A 19063-nucleotide genomic window follows, 5' to 3' on the forward strand; every position below is an offset into this window, starting at 1 on the left:
ATCAAAGGTTTAATCACCCGAAGTTGGGTTATTTAACTTAACAATAACACGGCATAGCCTTGAATAATGTTTAGCATACAAACTCGTTTTGAAAATAAAGTAGCTGGGTAAATTCAGTTGCGCGAGACAGTTTTTTAAAAAATGATTTTTCAGCCAGGTAACTTGTGCTGGTAAATTATCTTCAAAGACCAACCAACACCCCCAAAAACCAATACGACTAGACGCGCTTAACTGCCTTTTACCTTTAGCCGAAAACTGGCATTCACCCATTATATCAAGAGTAAAACTGTTAGGTTCAGTATAGAACATTCGCATAAAATTAAATTTATTATGCGTATGCTCAACAATTATATTAAACTTTAACTCGTTTAAGGATAAGTTGCACCATGGCGTTGAGTTCTTTGTCTTCACAAACTTGATGCCCCATAAACCAAGCAAATAATTCCGGATCTTGCTCTTCCAGTAAACGTTCAAAAACTAGCTTCTCTTTTTCTGAGAGCAAATCATAAGCCTCTTCAACGAAAGGCATAAAAAGTATATCTAATTCGAGCATTCCACGACGGCAAGCCCATCTTAAACGCGGTTTATTATCAGTTAAAGACATGTAACACCCAGTAAAATAAAATTTAGGCTTATTCTAACAAAGTCATTTGCCATTACAATATTGTTTATCAGATCTAGAAAAATAAACTAACGAATATCATATACACCTTGAATTTCACAAGAAAGTCCTCATTATTTAAGCTATCAATAAAACAAAAATGCCAATTTAATTATGACAATCTCTGTTGAAAATACCTTACCTAGTTACGATAACCTTCCTGATACTTGTATCATTAGTTTAGCTGAATATGGTGCAATTGCTGTACATGGAGCAGAACAAAGTAAATACCTACAAGGACAAGTGACTTGCGATGTTAATACACTGACAGATAATAACTTATTATTGGGTGGTCATTGCGACGCTAAAGGTAAAGTTTTTTCAGTGTTTAGATTGATAAATCGTCAAAATATTCATTTACTTTTACAACCTAAAACCAGTATTAGCCAATCATTAGCCGAACTGAAGAAATTTGGCGTATTTGCCAAAGTAACCATTGAACAAGTCACAGATTTAGCTTTTTATGCGGTTGCAGGAAAAAAGGCAACAGAAATACTCCATCAACAGTTTGTTGAATTACCTAATAGTTTAACACCGGTTTTACAAGTCGGTAGTACCACTATTGTCTACCTCGCGGGAAAATTAAAACGTTATCTTATAATTGATGAGGCGAAGGCTGCTGAAAAAATCATTAATGACTTTGCCTTAGTCACTTATTCTCAAGCGCTGTGGAATTTAATCGAAATTAATGAAGGTTTTCCTTTACTAGCACCAGAAACAGTTGCTTCTTATGTGCCACAAATGTTGAATTTACAAGCAATTCACGGCATAAGCTTTACTAAAGGCTGTTACTTAGGACAAGAGACTGTTGCTCGCATGCAGTATTTAGGAAAAAACAAACGCGCTTTATTTTCGTTAAAGAGTAAATCAGCAAATAATGAGTTAATAACCTTGCAAGCAGGTGATATTATTGAGCAACAGTTAGGTGCAAACTGGCGTAAAGCTGGTGACATCTTAGCGAGCTATATTAGTGATGATGGCATTTATTATCTGCAGGCTGTTTTAGCCAGCGATATCGATAGCACCACAAACTTACGGATTAAAAACCACGAAAACTCAGCATTAAGCTTAGTAGAATTGCCTTATAACTTAGCGGAATAGTCGCGAGTTACATTTATTTAAAATTTAGGACATATCATGAAAATTTCAGAAAACAAAGTTGTCGTTTTACACTATGCCGTATCCGACAGCGAAGACACACTCATCGACAGCTCTTATGACCACAGCCCTTTATCTATCATCCACGGTACAGGTTATCTCATTCCGGGCTTAGAAGATGCTTTAACAGATCATGTTGTTGATGATAAATTCGAAGTCGCAGTTAGCGCTGAAAATGCTTATGGCGATCGCCACGATGAGTTTGTACAAACCGTACCCAAAAGTATGTTTGAAAGTGTTGAAGATCTTGCGGTTGGTTCACAATTACGTGCAACGACTGATGATGGCGAGCAAACAGTTATTGTTATTGATGTCACCGATGATGAAATAACTGTTGACGGAAATCACCCTTTGGCAGGCATTGATTTAAAGTTTGATGTAGAAATTTTAGAAGTCCGTGATGCCACAGAAGATGAATTGAAACATGGACATGTCCATGGTGAAGGGGGTTGTGGTCACAACCACGACTAATCCTCATATATACTGAGTTCGAAAAATAAAAAGCGAAATATAAGTACTTATATTTCGCTTTTTTATTAATTATTTGCCGCTAAATATTCATCACACTGATCACTTTTTCACGCACTTCTTGATAGCGAATATTTTCACAACAGCCAAAACCAGATAACTGTTTTATTTTATTACGGCTAAAAAGCGGCACGGTTAATCCAGTTAAAAATCGACACATAGTTTCTAAAGATAAAACACCTTTGTGCTTGGTCGACATATGTTCAATAAGTGCCGTTAGCATGTCAACTATCGCAGTGTCATCTGGCAAAATACTTTCTTGTGAGTAACTTAGCTTAGCAACGTTTCCACGGCATACTGAACAATGTCCACAATTTTCAGGGGTGTTTTTATCATTAAAGTACAAGGATAAATTTCGACTTAGGCAAGAGGATAATTCAAAGAAGCGCACCAGTGTCGCTATACGTTTTATTTCTTTTTCTTCTTTTTCGACAAAATAATCATGTAGTGACTTAGCAAGTATATTAGCTGACAATAAGGCCTTGTTAACACTAAATACTTCAGTGATTTTTTTTGTTTCCAAGGTGATCAGTTGCTTCTCTTGTAGGTATTCCAAAGCCACAATCACTCGGCCACGCTCACAGCCATAATGCTGAAATAGTGCTTCAAAGTCTGGCTCTCCCCATACTTTTTTAAAGCCGCTGTATTTAAAAATAGTCGCAAGGAAATCTTTGCGTTCACCTTCAAATAAATTTAACACCTCGTCTTTATTGGTGGTAAATTTATATTTAAAATCGGCAAAATATGAAAATAGCGGTTTAATAACGCCTTGCAGCTCTAACTGAACAAGTAGGGTTCTCATGGGTAATTGGCGGATATTACTAGCATTTGACAGCGATAAACCTTGTAATTCCCAGCGATCATTTTGGCATTCTTGTTGAATGTTTTTTATAACACATTCAATACCACTCAGTTCGGGTGTATCACCAAAAACAAAATTTTCAACGGTATTTAACCCATCTAAATTTGCCAAGGTAATGCAATTTGACGCTAAGCCATCACGCCCTGCTCGGCCAATTTCCTGGCTGTAATTTTCAATTGACTTGGGTAAATCATAATGAATAACAAAGCGGATATCTGCTTTATCTATCCCCATGCCAAAAGCAATAGTAGCCACGATGATTTGTACTTTTCCCGACATAAAATCTTCTTGAATTTTCTGTCGTTTTTCACTTATAAATCCAGCGTGATAAGGTTGCGCATTCAAACCTTGTTGTGTCAAAAAGTTTGCCACATACTCAGCACTTTGCTGTAAAGTCACATATACAATGCCACAACCGGTTTGATCAGCGATACTTGTTAGCAATTGTTGATTTTTATCTTTTGTTGAAACCGCTAACACCGACAAATCTAAATTTTGACGATAAAAGCCTGTTTGTACGATGTGCTCTGGCAAGATAGCGAATTTAGTAGCCATATCTTGTTTGACTTTTTTGGTCGCTGTTGCCGTCAACAAAAGTACCAGCGGGATGTTGAGTTCTTGGCGATAGTTAGGGAGTTTTAAATAATCGGGGCGAAAGTTATGCCCCCATTCAGAAATACAATGTGCCTCATCAACAACTAACATAGATACATTCACAGACTCAATAAATTGGCGAAAACGCTCATTTTTAAAACGCTCAACCGACACCATAAGAATTTTTATTTTACCTGAACGCGTATCCGCCATGACTTGTTGATTTTGCTGTGGCGTTAATGTTGAATCGATGCTTGCCGCTGCTATATTTTTCGTCGCTAAAAAGGCTAATTGATCTTTCATTAGCGCCAGCAAGGGTGAAACAACAATCGTTAAGTGAGGTAGTTCTATAGCCGCTAACTGATAGCATAATGATTTACCTGAGCCAGTTGGAAATATAGCGAGAGAAGATTGGCTATTGAGGAGCTGCTCAATCGTTTGCTGCTGTCCATCACGAAAGGCATCAAAACCAAAGATTTGCTTGAGTGAGTTAACAAGAGATGACACAAGAAATACCTATTAAATAAATGAGTTAAAAAAAACGAATATCAACAGTCACTTTAAAATCACTGTTGATACTCGTTTTATAATAACAGAGTTACTTAAAAGGTTTTAATCACTTTAACTTTATCACTGACATTAGCAGCATCGATATAGCCAATAGCATCAGGGTTATCAGCAACAAAACTTAAAACATCTGCATCGTTGTCAAATTCGGCTAAAGGTTTAGCCTTACCAGAGAAAATTAGCTTAGCCCAATAAGATTTAACTTGGTAGCTAGTCTTTTGCAACACTTTGCTTTCAAACTCTTCTCGAGCGGGACTTTCATCTTTTAAATTGGCTGCCATGACAGAAGCACCGTTAGTAAACGTCTTATTTTTACCTAAAAAAATCCGAGATATGTCTCTGTCGGTAAGCGCACTAGAATTAGCCGGATTAACAATAACAGCAATATCGGCAGAAGCCGTTAAACTAAAGCCTATTGAAAGTAAGATCGCAGTGACTTTTATGTATTTCATCATCAATCTCCTAAAAAACAGTAACAAGTGAAGTGCGGAATAAACCAGCATCATTAGCACCATTAAGATCATCATTAAAGCCGGTATATTCAAACTTTAATGATGCAGAGCTATGAAAATCCCAACGTAAACCAACAGTAACATAGCTTGAGTCATTTTTTTGACTAGTTATAACATCTTGTGTTGGTACTTTTAAAGCATCAAGAGGAGTTCCAGACGGTATAACGCTAGTAAAATCGTTCGCCGCAGTGTCTTCATCAACACCGTAAGTAATGTGTACTAGGTAACGGTCAAAACGTTTACCTAGCATCACATAATAAGACTCTTCTTCACCTAATAACGTATTATCTATTTTAAGCGTAGTATATTCGCCAACAACTAAGATGCCTTCATAGTCAATTTGAAAGCCGAGTTCAGTGAACGTTGCTTTGTCTTCAAAAATACGAGTATTGTCTGCAAATTTAGGGTAACCAAAGGCATTCCAATTATTAGCAAGTCCATCTAATCCTGTTGAAGGTATTGATACATCAGCATTAAAATAAGCAGCTCTCAAGGTTAGCCAATCTCTGTTAAAGGTAGCTGCGCCACCTAAGATATTATCCATGTTAGGTGATGATTTTTCACCAAAGACTTCAATTTCATCTGAGTTATTACCCGCAATAAAGTGGTAAGTCGTATCAAATTCTCCAAGAGTACTGCTGTATATGCCGCTAAGACCGTCAAAAGTATTAAAAATTAAATCGTAAACACCTTTTGGTGGTGTTATCCACGGGTAGGCATACGAAACATCTAAAAAGTCTGAGTACATAAAGAAAGGTGCTCTTTGACGCCCAGCCAAAACTCTAAATTTATCGTTTACGTTATAGCTAACGTAGGCCCACTCAAATTCAGTATCCCAGTCATTCTCACCACGTGAAACAATTTGTGCAGTAATATCAAGGCCTTCACCTATATTACTTGATGCTTGAATGGCCAGTAATGAGCCATTTTTAAAGTCAAAAGTATCATTAAAGCCATACAGTGTTTCATCACTCGATGTAGTGATACCACCTGTTATTGAAGCAAAGCCACTTAAATTGATATCTGCTTGAGCCGTATAGGAAATAAAGCTACTAGCAAGCGCTAGTACCGCTATTTTACTTTTCATATTATCCACCTTAGAGTTTATATTTTTACGTGCTTATGTTTTATTAAATTTTTTTTATTAAAATCGATTCGTTTACAGGGAAGCTAACCTAATGAAGTGTAGATTAATATATTAAAAATGTTACAGAACAAGTTTAAAAAATAACTAGATTTCGGCCGCTATGACCGATATTTCAATAAGTAATTCATTTCTTGCCATTGAAGCTTTGACACAAGCTCTTGCAGGAGCAAACCCCTGAGGGATCCAATTATCCCAAATTTCATTCATTTTTGAAAAATCATTCATATCTTTTATATAAATAGTTGCCGATAGAATATGCTTATTGTCGCTACCTGCTTGTTCAAGTAATTCATCAACTTTATCTAACATTGAGCGTGTTTGATCTTCAATGCCTTGGCTCGCATCTTTACAAACTTGCCCACATAAATAGATAACACCATTGTGCTTAACGATGCGGCTCATTCGTGTTTTTGTTTCTTGCCTAATAATAGTCATTTTATTTAGTCATGATTAAATATGTTAAAGTATATACTCTACTTACTAAAAAATGTAGCTTTGGGACTAGTGCTGTGGAGAAACTTTACGCTAGTAAATAATAAATCACGCTTATTAACGTAATGTTGCAATTAATCATTCACAAATAGCACAATAAAAGATAAAGTATTTAGTAGATGTAATACTACTAATAAGGATAACTGATGGACATTAATCAGTGGGTTGATGAACTATTTGAATTTTTTGATGAAGATAAAGACGGTGCGATTAGTCGAAGTGAATTTGTTGAATTAATTGACTGTCTTTTGCAAGATAAAGGCATCCGTATGTGTGAGAGTATTTTTAATAAATTTGATGTTAATCATAATAATTCAATTTCCAAAGAAGAACTCAAAGCTATGGTCATTGAGTTAGCTTTGTAGTGTTTTTCATTAAAATTTACCCTTCTCCAATTATTCGTTGAGAAAGTAACTTTACTATTTTTCATCTAATCAAGAGCTTAACTAAGCTCTTTTTTTATACCTTAAATTCATTGGTCTGACCTCTTGTTTCAATTGTTTTTTCTGTTACCATTCAATCTCAGCTTACACGTGTACACTGAAATTGAATTTAAAGAAACAATGAAAAATAACAGGATAACAAATGACAAGCCAAGCTAGTTACAGCAAAAATGAAGAAATAGCCAACACCTTGACTCATGCTCTTGGTGCAATATTGTCTGTTATGGCTTGTTACATGCTACTCACTGCAGCTTTAGCTGATAACTCATTAGTAAAAATAGTGAGTTATGCCGTGTACGGTGCTAGTTTGGTTTTATTATTCACCGCTTCAACTTTTTACCATGCTTTTCAAAATCCTAGCAAAAAAAAGCTTTTTAAATTACTCGACCATTGTGCTATTTACTTGTTAATCGCAGGAACTTACACCCCTTTAATGATGGTTGCCTTAAACGACCAACTCGGTACTATTATGCTGACAGTTATTTGGAGTATGGCTATATTAGGGGTGTTTTTTAAAATGAAATTTGGGCACCGCTATAAAAAAACCTCGCTGATCACCTACTTAGGTATGGGACTGATATCTATAACCATTATTGAACAGCTAAATGACAAATTATCAGATCAAGCTTTAACACTACTTGCTCTTGGCGGTATTATTTATTGTTTAGGGGTTATTTTTTATGTGCAAAAGCGTATACATTTCAACCATGCTATTTGGCATTTATTTGTTTTAGGTGGCGCAGCATGTCACTTCTTTATGATCTACTTCTACTTATAAGCGCTGATAGGACTGAAAGAAATAACCAGGGATATAGTAGCTGGTGACGATAGTAAATTAATTTATACCTAAAACAGCCGTTAAAAGGCTATGGCCTTTGCAGGCTTTTAGGCTTAATTATCGAGTTATCGTCAACTTTCTTAGTAATGGAGAATGCTGCTACTAATTAATAGCTGTCATAGCAAAAATAAATTAATTCAGCTTTCAATGAAAAGTAAGCAATTAGCGACTATCAACAAACCCTTGTAATGATTCCAGTATCATTGAAAAGTTTTTTGCACCCAGCCCTAAACGAAAATATGGCCCAGTAAGCCCAAATAGGCATGATGGGTAAGCGAATATTCCCGCTTGTTCAGCGAGTTGCTCAGCCCATTCAAGCATGGGTAAATCACTATGGCACTTTACCAATGTAAGTAAGCCTGCCTGAGGAGGACACCAACTAAAATGCAACTGATTTTTGTCGATAAATTGCTGAAATAACGCGATATTATCTTTGATAATAAGATTATTTTTACTGATGATTTTAACATGGTTTTCTAAAGCAAGCTCTGCCAGCTTTTCATCAACGATTGAAGTACAAATTGAGCCTTGAGCTTTTACCGCTAATAATCGTTTTAGCAGTGATTTATCCTTAGACACTGCCCAACCAATACGTAGCCCCGCCAAACCAAAACTTTTCGATAATACCGAGACAACAATCGTGCGATCATAATCTAAATAGCGATGAGCTAATTTAAGATCATTATAGTTACTTGCTTGAGAGACGTCATCGGCTAAAAGGTAACAATTGAACTGTTTTGCAATGGCTAATATTTGTTCCGAAAATTGAGTGTCTATTATGCTACCACTGGGATTATGGGGAGAATTCAAGACGATTAGTCGGGTATTTTCGTTTACTAGCGCTAAAAGTGCCGCTTGGTTAATTTGCCAGTTTTGTTGAAAATCAACCGTAAGGCACCTTACTTTAATCCCCATCTGCTCTGCCATCGTCACCAAAGAGGGATAGCAAGGTGTAATAACAACAATTTCAATCGCTGCTTGTTGCTCAACTGTATTATCTTGCGTTCGTTCATTTTCGCTAAGTACTGTTTGGTAAATAGCTAACAACGCCTCTTGAGCGCCACAAAAAGTTAGAACATTGTCAGCAGTTAACTCAACTTGATGATGATTATAGTCTTGATGAAAACCGGCAATAAGTGATCGCAAATAATGGCTGCCACTTATCGACGCATAGGATAACGCTTGTTCACCCAGAAGATTATCAAGACTTGTTTCACCTAAAAGGCACAATTGTGCTGCGGACAACGACTGTCCGCAAGAATTACTCAAATTGTGTTTAATAGTGACCTTTTGATTTTCTGCAAGCTGTTGACCAAAGGCGATATGTGCCGGTAAAATATTTTTCATCCTTGCTATATTTTCCGCTGCCAAACCGACATTTCGGTGGTTGTCACGGTGAAAGTGCATTGATTTTTCTTAATCACACGCGTTAATGGCTGTGCGTCTAAAAAAGTAAACTCTTCTGCTAATTTTTCCTGTAAACCATCAAAGCCAATAACATTTTCACCATTGACTTTAAGCCCACCCAGCCAGTTTTCTTTTTCAGTGTGTTTCGCTGAGTATTGATGGTCGGTTAATACAAAAAGTAAACCTTGTTTATTAAGTCGCTTAGACAGTGTGGCTAACAACTGTTTGGGTTGATAACTTTTTTCTAGCGCATGCTCAACTAAAATCGCATCATAACCGTTAAAAATAGGTTTTAAATTGCTCGCATCACCCTGACTAAAAACAATATGATCAGCGTTGTTGTTTAGCGATAAAGCCTTAAGAGACACCTCATGAAAACTCTGTATGTCACCAGAAATAACATTGGTGTAACGGAGTGTTTTCTGTTGTTGAAGTTGCACACCAAATTGAATATAACGCGCAGAAAAATCTACCGCATCAATATGCTGAAAATGCTCTGACAACTCAAAAGTCGTTCGTCCAACACTACAGCCTAAGTTCATTAACTTGTCGGTATTAATGCCCTGAGCTTTTACTTTACTAAGCAATAATTGGCTAACTTGTTGTGAATAGTTTTCAACACTTAAATGTTGCTCACCATAATGACTGTCGAGTTGCTGACAAACTTCACGATCAGTTTCATATCGATTAACCGGCGTTAATGGTATTTTTCCATCGATGTTTTCAACATAACGAAAACCTGCATGCTGAGTAAAGTGACGACGAAAAGCATAACGAGACGACGGAATGGTTTCATTGCCGGTAGAAATCCATGAACCGCCTTTAATTAAGTTATGTTTACCATCAAAGGTTGGCGTAGAGAAATCATCATAAAGTGGATGAACTTTAAACCCCTCATAACCATCTATTGCTGACTCATTCCATTGCCATACATTGCCAATAACATCATAAAAATCTCCCGTTGAAAATTCATCAATCGGGCATGAAGAAGCGTAACGCGCCAAGTTTATATTAACTAATACTTGCTCTTCATTATCGCTGGCATTATTCATTAGACAATGCCACTGCGCTTCAGTAGGCATAGCAATGTTTTTTTGAGTTTGTTCACTTTTCCAATGGCAGAAAGCTTTCGCTTCTAGGTAGTTCACTTCTGCAGGCCAATTCAAAGGTAAAGGCATTTCATTAAGCAAGTTGCGCTGCACGTATTCATCGTTATTTTTTCGCCAAAAACGCGGCATTTCAGCTTTGGTGAAACTTAGCCACTTTTGCCCTTCTTCGCTCCAATAATGTGGCTTTTTGTAACCACCTGCATCGATAAAAGCTAAAAACTCTTGATTAGAGACTAAATATTTAGACGCTGAAAAGGCACTAACCTCAACAGATAACTCACCATATTCGTTGTCCCAGCCATAAGTTTCATCGGTCAACTTTTTACCTAATACAATAGATTGTTCTGTAACAGGTAATAATTCGTTCTCTGGAGCCGTTGAAAAATGAGCACAACTTGTCCATTGCCCCGCTTCATCAGATGGCTGTGTTAAACAATCTAGTGGTAACATGCGCATAATAACTGATGAAGTCTCAAGATGAATGCGTTCATGCTCACAGCCCATCAATATCACCCAAGCTAACGAGTCTTGTTTGATAGGTAAACTAATTTCCATGGTATCAATTAAGTTATTAACCACAGTGAACACTTGTTGGCGGTATTCTCTTACTTCATCAACATTAGGCCAGTCGTAATGCTCACTGTTGAGATCGTCCCAGCTCATTTCATCAACACCAACAGCACAAACAGCTTCTAACTTGGTATTAACACGCTTATTAATGTACTTACCCAAAAGTAATTTATTAATAAAAAAAGTAGCCGTATGGCCAAAATAAAAAATAAGTGGATGGCGTAAACTCTCAGGCCGTAAATAATAGGCTTCATCTTTGTTGATTAAAGCAAACAACGACTCGTAAGTCGTCCAAGTATTATGGAAGTAGTTTTTTAGCTCGGCGCGTTTATCATCTATAGATAAACCATTAAGCTGTGGGGTGATATTTTGATTATTAATAAGAGTCATATTTTATTTTTAAATTAATTATGATGTATGAGTGAGAATAAGTTTTTGTTGATACGGCGCTAAAATCATTTGCTTTAATTTGTCACCTAACAGCAACTGCCCTGATATTTGCTCACCATTTATAAATTGACCCGATAGCTTATTTAAACGTTCGCTAAACCAGTGATCATTTGCAAATAGTGATATTGCGCCCAATTTTTCTTGCTCTGTATTATCATACAATGAAAAAGGTAAATCTTGATGATGAACTTCTTTACGGAGCAATTTGCGACAGTTATCCACTTTATATACTTCAAGCGCGTCAATTAAGTTCAATAAAGAGTAAAGAATATTAAAATAAGCATTGTATTGCATACTTGAAGCACCAATTCTATGCTCGATACGAGCAGTTTTTTGCCAATTTTGTCGCTTAACTAGCACTTCATTTTTATGATTAAAAAGTACCGGCTCTTCGCCCATCGCTTGGTTATGTTTACCCACTTCTTTATACAAGGCAATACTGCCTTGGTGTCCGCCTGAGATATCAACGGGTGAACATAACTCAGCCGCTAAACCGTATTTAGTTTTTAATGCTAGTCGCTCAAAAGCTTCTTCTTCAGGTAAATAAATCAAACAACAATTAAAGCTAGTCTCCAGAAAACATTGCTGTAAATATTCACCAAAGCCGCGTTCAATAATAATGTTTTTACCTTCACTATCAAGCGCACTAATATTCATTTGAACAGCATTAGGGATATGCACTGCCCGTGTTTCTGTGCTGAAAATATCACCACAGCCACTGGCTAACTTACCTTTATCGCCAGACCAGACAACTGGTTTGATTAATGTTTTACTGATGCCTTGTTCGGCAAACAAACGAGGTAAAAGGTGTAACGCTTGGCTTAAATTATTAGCTTCTTTTAACGGCGACTGGCCATTAAATAAAGAAACATACTCCCACTGACTATACCAATACTCTGGCACTAATTCTCCGTCAATTCCGGCATGCGCTAACTGACGATTAATTCTTTGATAATCTAATGAAAATCTTTTTATTTTACTATCGAGCTGATAACAACCTTCTAATTCAAAGTGAATGACAGGAGTAAAGCCAAGCTGTTTTATATAATTCTGTAATAATATAATAGCTTGGACGGCTAACGGTGTTGTATTATTCATATGAGATAATGGCTTTCTATTGATATATAACCACATTATTTTTACCGTTACGCTTTGCCTGGTAAAGGGCAGCATCGGCATGTAGGTATAACATTTCACTCGTTGGGCTAAGTTGAGACAAGGTTGCTATACCGATACTTACGGTTAATTGTAAACTTGGCTCGACTTGGAAAACTTGCTGACTTATTTTTTTTAAAAAACGTTCGGCAATTACTTTACATTGCTTTTCGTCGGTACGAGGTAAAATACATAAGAATTCTTCTCCGCCAACACGGCCAATGACATCTTCATTACGAAAGACATCATGACAAAGATCAGCTATTTTTTTAATAACTGTATCACCAACAGGATGACCAAACTTATCATTGACCATTTTAAAGTCGTCAATATCAAATAAAATGACCGAAAGTTCAGTTTTTTCTACTAAGACATCGTTAAGGTAATTCGATAAGTACTCAAAAATATAGCGACGGTTATATAAATTTGATAATGGGTCTTTAATTGACAGTGCATACATTTTCTTATTATTTTTATACTGAATGGTTATCACAATAATGACAACCACGCCGGAACATAGCATAAAAATCAGTAGATAAAGGTTCTGTAATTTTTGTTGCTGATAAGAATCATTTTCTAAAGCAGCGACCTTTTCTCGTTGCAGGGTAAGTGCTTGTTCAATATATTTTCGCTCATTTTCCATCGCAGCGCGCGCTGTGGTTAATCGTGTACTGGAATTTTTTACCAGTAATTCATTGTATTTTTGATAGTACTGTCGAGATAATTGAAAAGCTTCACTGTCATTATTTCTTGCGTGAGCAAGCTCTGAGCCAAGCTTTATAACTTCTAATTGCCACTTAGTGCCGACTAATTCAGGTAAAGACATGAATATGTTTTCAGCTTTAGTCAACGATGCTTGCGCTTGTGCTAACTCACCCAAGATAATAAAACAGTGAACCTGTTGCTTATATAATTCGGCATTATAATCAATCAAGCCATTTAACGTTAGGGCATGATTAATAACATCAATAGCTTTAACACAATCGCCTTTTTCGGCCAGTGTCATACCTAAACCGTAAGCTGAAAAAAAAGAAATTTCAGTGTTAGGAGTATAGGCAATTTTTTCTTGATAAAGCTCAAAGTAGCGAATCGCCAAATCATATTTTTGCCAATATCGATAGGTTATAGCAATGCCGTAAATAGCCTCTGAAACATGAGCAGGATAATTTAAACGTTCGTAAGTATTTAATGCTTTTTGGTAATATTCTATCGATTTTTCATAATCATCCATATAGCCATAAATAGCACCGTAGGTTTCATTGATAACAGCAATTAGAAAGTGTTCTTTTAGTGAATAAGCATCTAAGTAAGCTTCTTGCATCTCATTCAATGATAGTTCAAAGAGCTCGGTGATACTTTTTGTAAAAGCAAGCTCTTGTTTAGCAAGAATAAAAAGGTAAGTTAAATTATTTTTTTTTGCTATGGACATAGCCTTTTGAAGAATAATTACAGAATCTGCATACTGAGCGTGGCGACGGTAAATTATCCCCTGATAAATATAAAGGTGACTATGAATTTTTAATGGGGTTTTGTCGTCGATAAGCGCTACGGCTTGTGCTACGGTCTTATTAAAGTCTTCATAAAAATAGAGTAAATTTTCTGCTTGAGCTTTACGTAACAACCACCAAGATTGTTGTAGCTTTGGCATAGTTGAAAAAGACTTTTCTGCGTTTAATAATTGTTGATAAGACTGCAGAGGTTGTTGGCGTATTTCTTCATCCATGTTCAATAAGCGACTTAGCTCATCGGTTTGTTCTACGGCTAATTGGCCACTACTATTTGCCTGTGATTGACTACAGGAAAAAAAAAAGATAATAACAACAACCGAAAAAAACCGATAAAAATCAAATTTCATTACACATCCGTGATTAATGATCTTGTTAATTCATGTAAGTATTTTAACTTTAACATAGACCTTTTTTTAAAACGAGTTAAAGCCATAAAATTGTATCATCACCAATATATTAACCAATATTAATCCTCGTAAAGCGCTTTAAAAGCCGCCACTTTAAAACCTTGCAGATATTCTTCGCCTATCTTTATTACCGGTACGGATCTAAAGTTTGCTCTGCGAAACTCTTTTTGTCCCGCGGCTGTTTTCACATTACATAAACGATAAGCAATGTTGTTTTTATCTAAGTACGCTTTCGCCGTGTCACAATGAGGGCAGTTACTCATACTATATAAGACAATTTTCTTCATGCTAAATTTCCTTGGTTATTTATCCGCTGCATGACCTCCAACAAATAAATATAAAATGGGTGTCCATAATACACACTATAATACACACTATAATACACTGAATTAATACACTGAATTATTTTACGGCTGTTTGGTTAGTTTACAGGAACTTACTTTGAAAAACGCTGACACTTGCGGAAAATTAAATTAAATTATCTGCTAAGTAATCGCCAGTAAACTAAAATAACGCCGCTTAATTGTAAAGACACACAACTACTTTAAGATAACTCGTAACCGTTAATCCAAATAACCATCACTTAGTGTTAGAAGCGAATAAATATTTCGGTTATCATAAAAAAAACAGATAAAATGTTAACAAATTAAAAGAGTCTTCATCATGCAAGATAACCCAGTAAACATCACTTCCACTATAGTAAAAACTTTTGTTTGGAGTAGAAATATTCGTTTATTTCATTGGTTGAATGTCTTGTCAGTACTTTTGCTTATTGTTATTGGTAGCGTGATTTATTTTGGTAAAGACCTAGGTATCTCAACAGAAGGTAAAATACTGCTTAAAACAATACATGTATGTGTGGGGTATGTTTTTGCTGCAAATTTAATTTTTAGAATTATTCTTGGTTTTATCGGTAAAGGATATGAACGTTGGGGACAAACACTGCCTTTTAATAAAGTCTTTAAACAAGAACTAGCCGATTTCAAAAAAGATAAAAATAAAACATTTAAAGGTCATAGTCCACTGGGCAAACTTATGGTGGGTGCTTTAATGTTAAGTCTTTCTATTCAAATGATTTCAGGTTTAGTGATTGCGGGTACTGACATTTATTATCCTCCTTTTGGGCAGTATTTTGCTAGCAGCATAGCTCAAGATAAAAACCAATTAGCCTTAATTAAGCCTTACAGTAAAGAAAATGTTGATGCAGATGCTTATAAAGAAATGCGTAATGTAAGAAAGCCTTTTATAACTGCTCACGTTTACAGCTTTTACTTTTTGTTACTGTTGATCCCACTACATATTTTAGCCGTATTTTTTGCTGAACGACGTGAGAAACATTCTATTGTTTCTTCAATGATCCACGGCTTTAAATATTTACCTAAAGACAAGTAAAGCCACTTTTATCCTACCGCTGTGATAATGACCTACTCACCACATAGTGAATGAGTGGGTCGCCCCCTAACTAAACCTAGTTACAGATGAAATAATTTAACTATAACCGAGAATAAATACTGTATAAAAAACCAGTTACTGTGCTAAGCTTATTCTAATGGTCAGTATTGAACCCTTGGAAATTCTATTGAAACTATATATTGCCGAAAAGCCAAGTTTAGGACGTGCCATTGCGGCAGCTTTACCCAAACCCCATAAAAGTCAACAAGGCTATATAGAGCTCGGCAATGGTGATGTCGTGAGTTGGTGTATTGGTCATATTCTTGAGCAAGCCGATCCCGAAGTTTACAACGGTGACTTTAAAAAGTGGCGAATGGAGCATCTGCCTATTATTCCCGAGCAATGGCAACTGACCCCAAAAGCTCAAACTCGTTCACAACTTAATGTCTTACGAAAATTGGTAAAAAATGCCAGTGAAATTATTCACGCTGGCGATCCCGACAGAGAAGGTCAATTATTGGTTGATGAAGTGATTGATTTCTTAAAAGTGTCTAAGACAAAAAAACAGCAAGTAAAACGTTTATTGATCAGCGATTTAAATTTACCGGCGGTAAAAAGGTCACTAAACGCATTAAAGAGTAACCAAGATTTTATGCCTTTATCTGTATCAGCGCTGGCTCGATCGCGTGCTGATTGGTTATACGGTATTAACCTTACCCGCGCCTATACTTTACAAGGACAAAAAGTAGGCTTTAATGGTGTGCTTTCTGTAGGGCGAGTGCAGACGCCCTTGTTAGGTTTAGTGGTTGAAAAAGATCGCCAAATCGCAGACTTTGTTCCCCATGATTATTTCGATGTTTATGCCGATATTATCACTCCTGGCGGTGAAAAATTCATCGCAAAATGGCAGCCGAGTCAAGCTTGTACTTCCTATATGGATGAAAATAAAAAAATAATTAATAAAGCACTCGCAGAAAACGTTGTTAGTCGTATCACAGATAAGCCCGCTATAGTGACCTTGCTTACCGAACAAGACAAAAAGCAATTTGCCGCACTGCCCTACAATTTGTCAGCATTACAAATTGATGCCGCGAAGCTGTTTTCAATGAATGCAAAACTAGTACTGGATGTTTGTCAGGCATTATATGAAAAGCATAAATTGATCACCTATCCCAGATCAGACTCTAGATACTTGCCGGTAGAACATCATCAACAAGCCAAAGCTATTATACAAATCTTAGCAGAGTCAAAGGACAAGTATGCCGAGTTTGCCAAAAATGCCAACTGCACGATTAAAGGTAAGGCGTGGAATAACAGTAAAGTAAGTGCTCACCATGCGATTATTCCTACAGAGAAGTCAGCCAACAATCTTTCTCTTAACTCTTTTGAAAAAAACATTTATCAGCTCATTGTTCGCCAATATCTAGCACAATTTTACCCGCCTTATTGTTACCAACAAACACAAGTAGAATTAGAGATAGCACAAGGTAAGTTCAGCGTTAATGCTAAAGTTCCACAGCAACTTGGTTGGAAAATCATGTTCCAATCAAGCAAAACAAAAAAAACGCCCCAAGCAAGTAATGACCAAGCATCTTTTACAGAGCAATTATTGCCAAAATTAACCCAAGGCGAAATACTGCATTGCCAACAAGGTTTAATTGCTGAAAAAGTGACACAAGCACCAACCCCTTACAACGATGCAACACTGCTCGGCGCCATGACAGGTATTGCCCGATTTGTACAAAATTCCGAGATTAAAAAGATCCTCAAAGAAACCGATGGCTTAGGTACCGAGGCGACACGTGCAGGTATTATTGATCTACTTTTTAAACGAGGGTTTTTACAACGTATTGGTAAAAATATAACGGCTACAGATATTGGCACTTCACTAATTAACGCTTTACCTAAAATGGCAACTACGCCTGATATGACCGCACAGTGGGAAGCAACACTTAATGATATTAGTGAGCGGAGAAGTAACTATCAAAATTTTATTACGCCGTTAACAGCAACGCTAAAAAGTATGGTCATTCAAGCTGAACAACAGTCTTTTGAGCAATTACCCAAAGTGCCTTTTAAGCGAAAATCAAAAAGAAAGACGCGCTTTAAAAAGGCAGGGTAATATTTTACTGGTGATTGAACACGTTCAAATTAATAGTGATACTAACGCTTATGCAAAAATATCACTATGTGGTTGGCTCAGTACTTGAAAGAGGATGTCACGAGGTGCCATCCAAAAAGTATAAAAAAGAGATTAGTTAAGGATACCGGTTAATATTAATACCGCAATAACAGCTAGACATAACAACAGAGTCCGCTTTGCCAACCTCACTAATAAACAAGGTTCAGCAGTACAGTCATCAGGGTCAACCATAAAGTCTTCAGACTTTTGCGCAACGCTAATCAATATTTGGTTGGGCTGCTTGTTAATATCAAATAAATTTTCTAACCATACCGGCATGGCTTTTGAGAAGTGTCCTACCAGCATATAACCAAAAGCAACCATGCGTACTGGCAACCAGTCGACCCAAAAGAGCATATCTTTCAATAACTGAGATTCATTTTTTTCCATAGAATCTGTAGTTTTAGCCTCATTATTTACTTCAACATCGGCTTCATCAACCTCAGCGTTAGCTTTTTCTTGCTTGTCTGAACATTCTTCTAGCACTTCAGGACATTCATTCATGGTCACTAGTAGACGATAAAATAATGCACCAGCGGGTCCAAAGACAACGAATAAAATCATAATGGCAATAAAATATCGGTAATTTAACCATACTAATAATTGACCAAAACTCATTGGTGCACTGCAAGTATCTTGTTGCAGTTGGCTATGATGCAATTCGCAAGTTGTCGGTTCGCCTCGAAAAGCCGACAATAAATAAGCTTTGTAGCTCTGCCGCGTTTTCGTACAACCAAAACAAACAATCAAAATCAAGGTTGAAAAAATTAAATAGAGTAAGCCATCATCAACAAGCTCGAGCAATAAGTCACAAACAACAACGGGGATGGCAATAAAGATAAGCTGTGAGACAATTGACGGTTTGGCTAAATGCATTAATTTAGTGCGTTTAAATAGATCAACATAAGCATGAAAATAGGTTTTAAATTGCCACGCTGTCGTCGACAAGTAACGCTCTGCCGCCAAGGCAATAAGTAAGCTAATAAGACTCATATAGTTTTCCTAATTTATTATCCACTTGTAAAATGAGTATATCGCCGTGGCCATTCAAACACTCTGATATCTGCATTTTCATTGGTAA

At 36.5% G+C, this 19063-nt stretch carries 18 protein-coding genes; 6 read left to right on the forward strand and 12 right to left on the reverse strand.

All coding sequences use genetic code 11. From position 1 onward, the window contains the following. Nucleotides 1-9: 9 nt before the first annotated feature. Together A3Q34_RS07170 and A3Q34_RS07175 are read right to left on the reverse strand one after the other, a co-directional pair. A complete protein-coding gene (locus A3Q34_RS07170) occupies nt 10-309 on the reverse strand; it encodes a hypothetical protein (protein WP_070374744.1) in 300 nt (99 codons plus the stop codon). A 43-nt stretch (nt 310-352) separates the two neighbouring features. Next, on the reverse strand, nt 353-604 hold the full coding sequence (locus A3Q34_RS07175) for an FAD assembly factor SdhE (RefSeq protein WP_070374745.1): 252 nt from the start codon (nt 602-604) through the stop codon (nt 353-355). 171 nt (nt 605-775) lie between these two features. Between A3Q34_RS07175 and ygfZ the strand changes: the two genes are divergently transcribed. Continuing rightward, complete coding sequence (gene ygfZ / locus A3Q34_RS07180; RefSeq protein WP_070374746.1) at nt 776-1762, forward strand: tRNA-modifying protein YgfZ; 987 nt, start codon at nt 776-778, stop codon at nt 1760-1762. Nucleotides 1763-1798: 36 nt separating this feature from the next. Then, nucleotides 1799-2290, forward strand: coding sequence for an FKBP-type peptidyl-prolyl cis-trans isomerase (locus A3Q34_RS07185; RefSeq protein ID WP_070374747.1), 492 nt, complete (start codon nt 1799-1801; stop codon nt 2288-2290). 79 nt (nt 2291-2369) lie between these two features. Here the strand turns inward: A3Q34_RS07185 and A3Q34_RS07190 are convergent, their stop codons facing one another. The 4 genes from A3Q34_RS07190 to A3Q34_RS07205 all read right to left on the reverse strand — a co-directional run bounded on the left by A3Q34_RS07190 (nt 2370) and on the right by A3Q34_RS07205 (nt 6464). Continuing rightward, nucleotides 2370-4310, reverse strand: a complete 1941-nt coding sequence (locus A3Q34_RS07190) for a RecQ family ATP-dependent DNA helicase (protein WP_070374748.1) — start codon at nt 4308-4310, stop codon at nt 2370-2372. A 95-nt stretch (nt 4311-4405) separates the two neighbouring features. Then, on the reverse strand, nt 4406-4825 hold the full coding sequence (locus tag A3Q34_RS07195) for a hypothetical protein (protein ID WP_083277929.1): 420 nt from the start codon (nt 4823-4825) through the stop codon (nt 4406-4408). A 7-nt stretch (nt 4826-4832) separates the two neighbouring features. Next, nucleotides 4833-5969, reverse strand: a complete 1137-nt coding sequence (locus A3Q34_RS07200) for a hypothetical protein (protein WP_070374750.1) — start codon at nt 5967-5969, stop codon at nt 4833-4835. Between the two features lie 144 nt (nt 5970-6113). After that, nucleotides 6114-6464: a RidA family protein gene (locus tag A3Q34_RS07205; protein WP_070374751.1), complete on the reverse strand. Its 351-nt coding sequence runs from the start codon at nt 6462-6464 to the stop codon at nt 6114-6116. Between the two features lie 203 nt (nt 6465-6667). Between A3Q34_RS07205 and A3Q34_RS07210 the strand changes: the two genes are divergently transcribed. Both A3Q34_RS07210 and trhA read left to right on the forward strand, forming a co-directional pair. Further along, nucleotides 6668-6886 (forward strand): EF-hand domain-containing protein, encoded by a 219-nt coding sequence (locus tag A3Q34_RS07210; protein ID WP_070374752.1) that lies wholly within the window; start codon nt 6668-6670, stop codon nt 6884-6886. A 220-nt stretch (nt 6887-7106) separates the two neighbouring features. After that, on the forward strand, nt 7107-7742 hold the full coding sequence (trhA, locus tag A3Q34_RS07215) for a PAQR family membrane homeostasis protein TrhA (RefSeq protein WP_070374753.1): 636 nt from the start codon (nt 7107-7109) through the stop codon (nt 7740-7742). Nucleotides 7743-7964: 222 nt separating this feature from the next. On the opposite strand, the gene A3Q34_RS07220 is transcribed toward trhA, so the two are convergent. The 5 genes from A3Q34_RS07220 to A3Q34_RS07240 all read right to left on the reverse strand — a co-directional run bounded on the left by A3Q34_RS07220 (nt 7965) and on the right by A3Q34_RS07240 (nt 14695). After that, nucleotides 7965-9209 carry a pyridoxal phosphate-dependent aminotransferase gene (locus A3Q34_RS07220; RefSeq protein ID WP_083277930.1) on the reverse strand — a complete coding sequence of 415 codons (1245 nt, stop codon included), beginning with the start codon at nt 9207-9209 and terminating at the stop codon, nt 7965-7967. After that, nucleotides 9155-11278, reverse strand: a complete 2124-nt coding sequence (ovoA, locus tag A3Q34_RS07225) for a 5-histidylcysteine sulfoxide synthase (protein ID WP_070374755.1) — start codon at nt 11276-11278, stop codon at nt 9155-9157. The genes A3Q34_RS07220 and ovoA overlap by 55 nt, the downstream gene beginning before the upstream one ends. An 18-nt stretch (nt 11279-11296) precedes the next feature. Next, a complete protein-coding gene (locus A3Q34_RS07230; protein ID WP_231907445.1) occupies nt 11297-12436 on the reverse strand; it encodes a hypothetical protein in 1140 nt (379 codons plus the stop codon). A gap of 16 nt (nt 12437-12452) precedes the next feature. Beyond that, nucleotides 12453-14348: a GGDEF domain-containing protein gene (locus A3Q34_RS07235; protein ID WP_070374756.1), complete on the reverse strand. Its 1896-nt coding sequence runs from the start codon at nt 14346-14348 to the stop codon at nt 12453-12455. A gap of 119 nt (nt 14349-14467) precedes the next feature. Beyond that, nucleotides 14468-14695: a glutaredoxin family protein gene (locus A3Q34_RS07240; protein WP_070374757.1), complete on the reverse strand. Its 228-nt coding sequence runs from the start codon at nt 14693-14695 to the stop codon at nt 14468-14470. Nucleotides 14696-15071: 376 nt separating this feature from the next. On the opposite strand from A3Q34_RS07240, the gene A3Q34_RS07245 reads away from it, so the two are divergent. Both A3Q34_RS07245 and A3Q34_RS07250 read left to right on the forward strand, forming a co-directional pair. After that, nucleotides 15072-15800: a cytochrome b/b6 domain-containing protein gene (locus tag A3Q34_RS07245; protein ID WP_070374758.1), complete on the forward strand. Its 729-nt coding sequence runs from the start codon at nt 15072-15074 to the stop codon at nt 15798-15800. A 187-nt stretch (nt 15801-15987) separates the two neighbouring features. Next, a complete protein-coding gene (locus tag A3Q34_RS07250; protein ID WP_070377045.1) occupies nt 15988-17922 on the forward strand; it encodes a DNA topoisomerase III in 1935 nt (644 codons plus the stop codon). A gap of 132 nt (nt 17923-18054) precedes the next feature. Here A3Q34_RS07250 and ampE read toward each other — a convergent pair whose 3' ends face one another. After that, nucleotides 18055-18975, reverse strand: a complete 921-nt coding sequence (gene ampE, locus A3Q34_RS07255) for a beta-lactamase regulator AmpE (protein WP_070374759.1) — start codon at nt 18973-18975, stop codon at nt 18055-18057. Nucleotides 18976-19063 lie beyond the last annotated feature (88 nt).

The sequence above is a fragment of the Colwellia sp. PAMC 20917 genome, from assembly GCF_001767295.1.
Lineage (GTDB): Bacteria > Pseudomonadota > Gammaproteobacteria > Enterobacterales > Alteromonadaceae > Colwellia_A.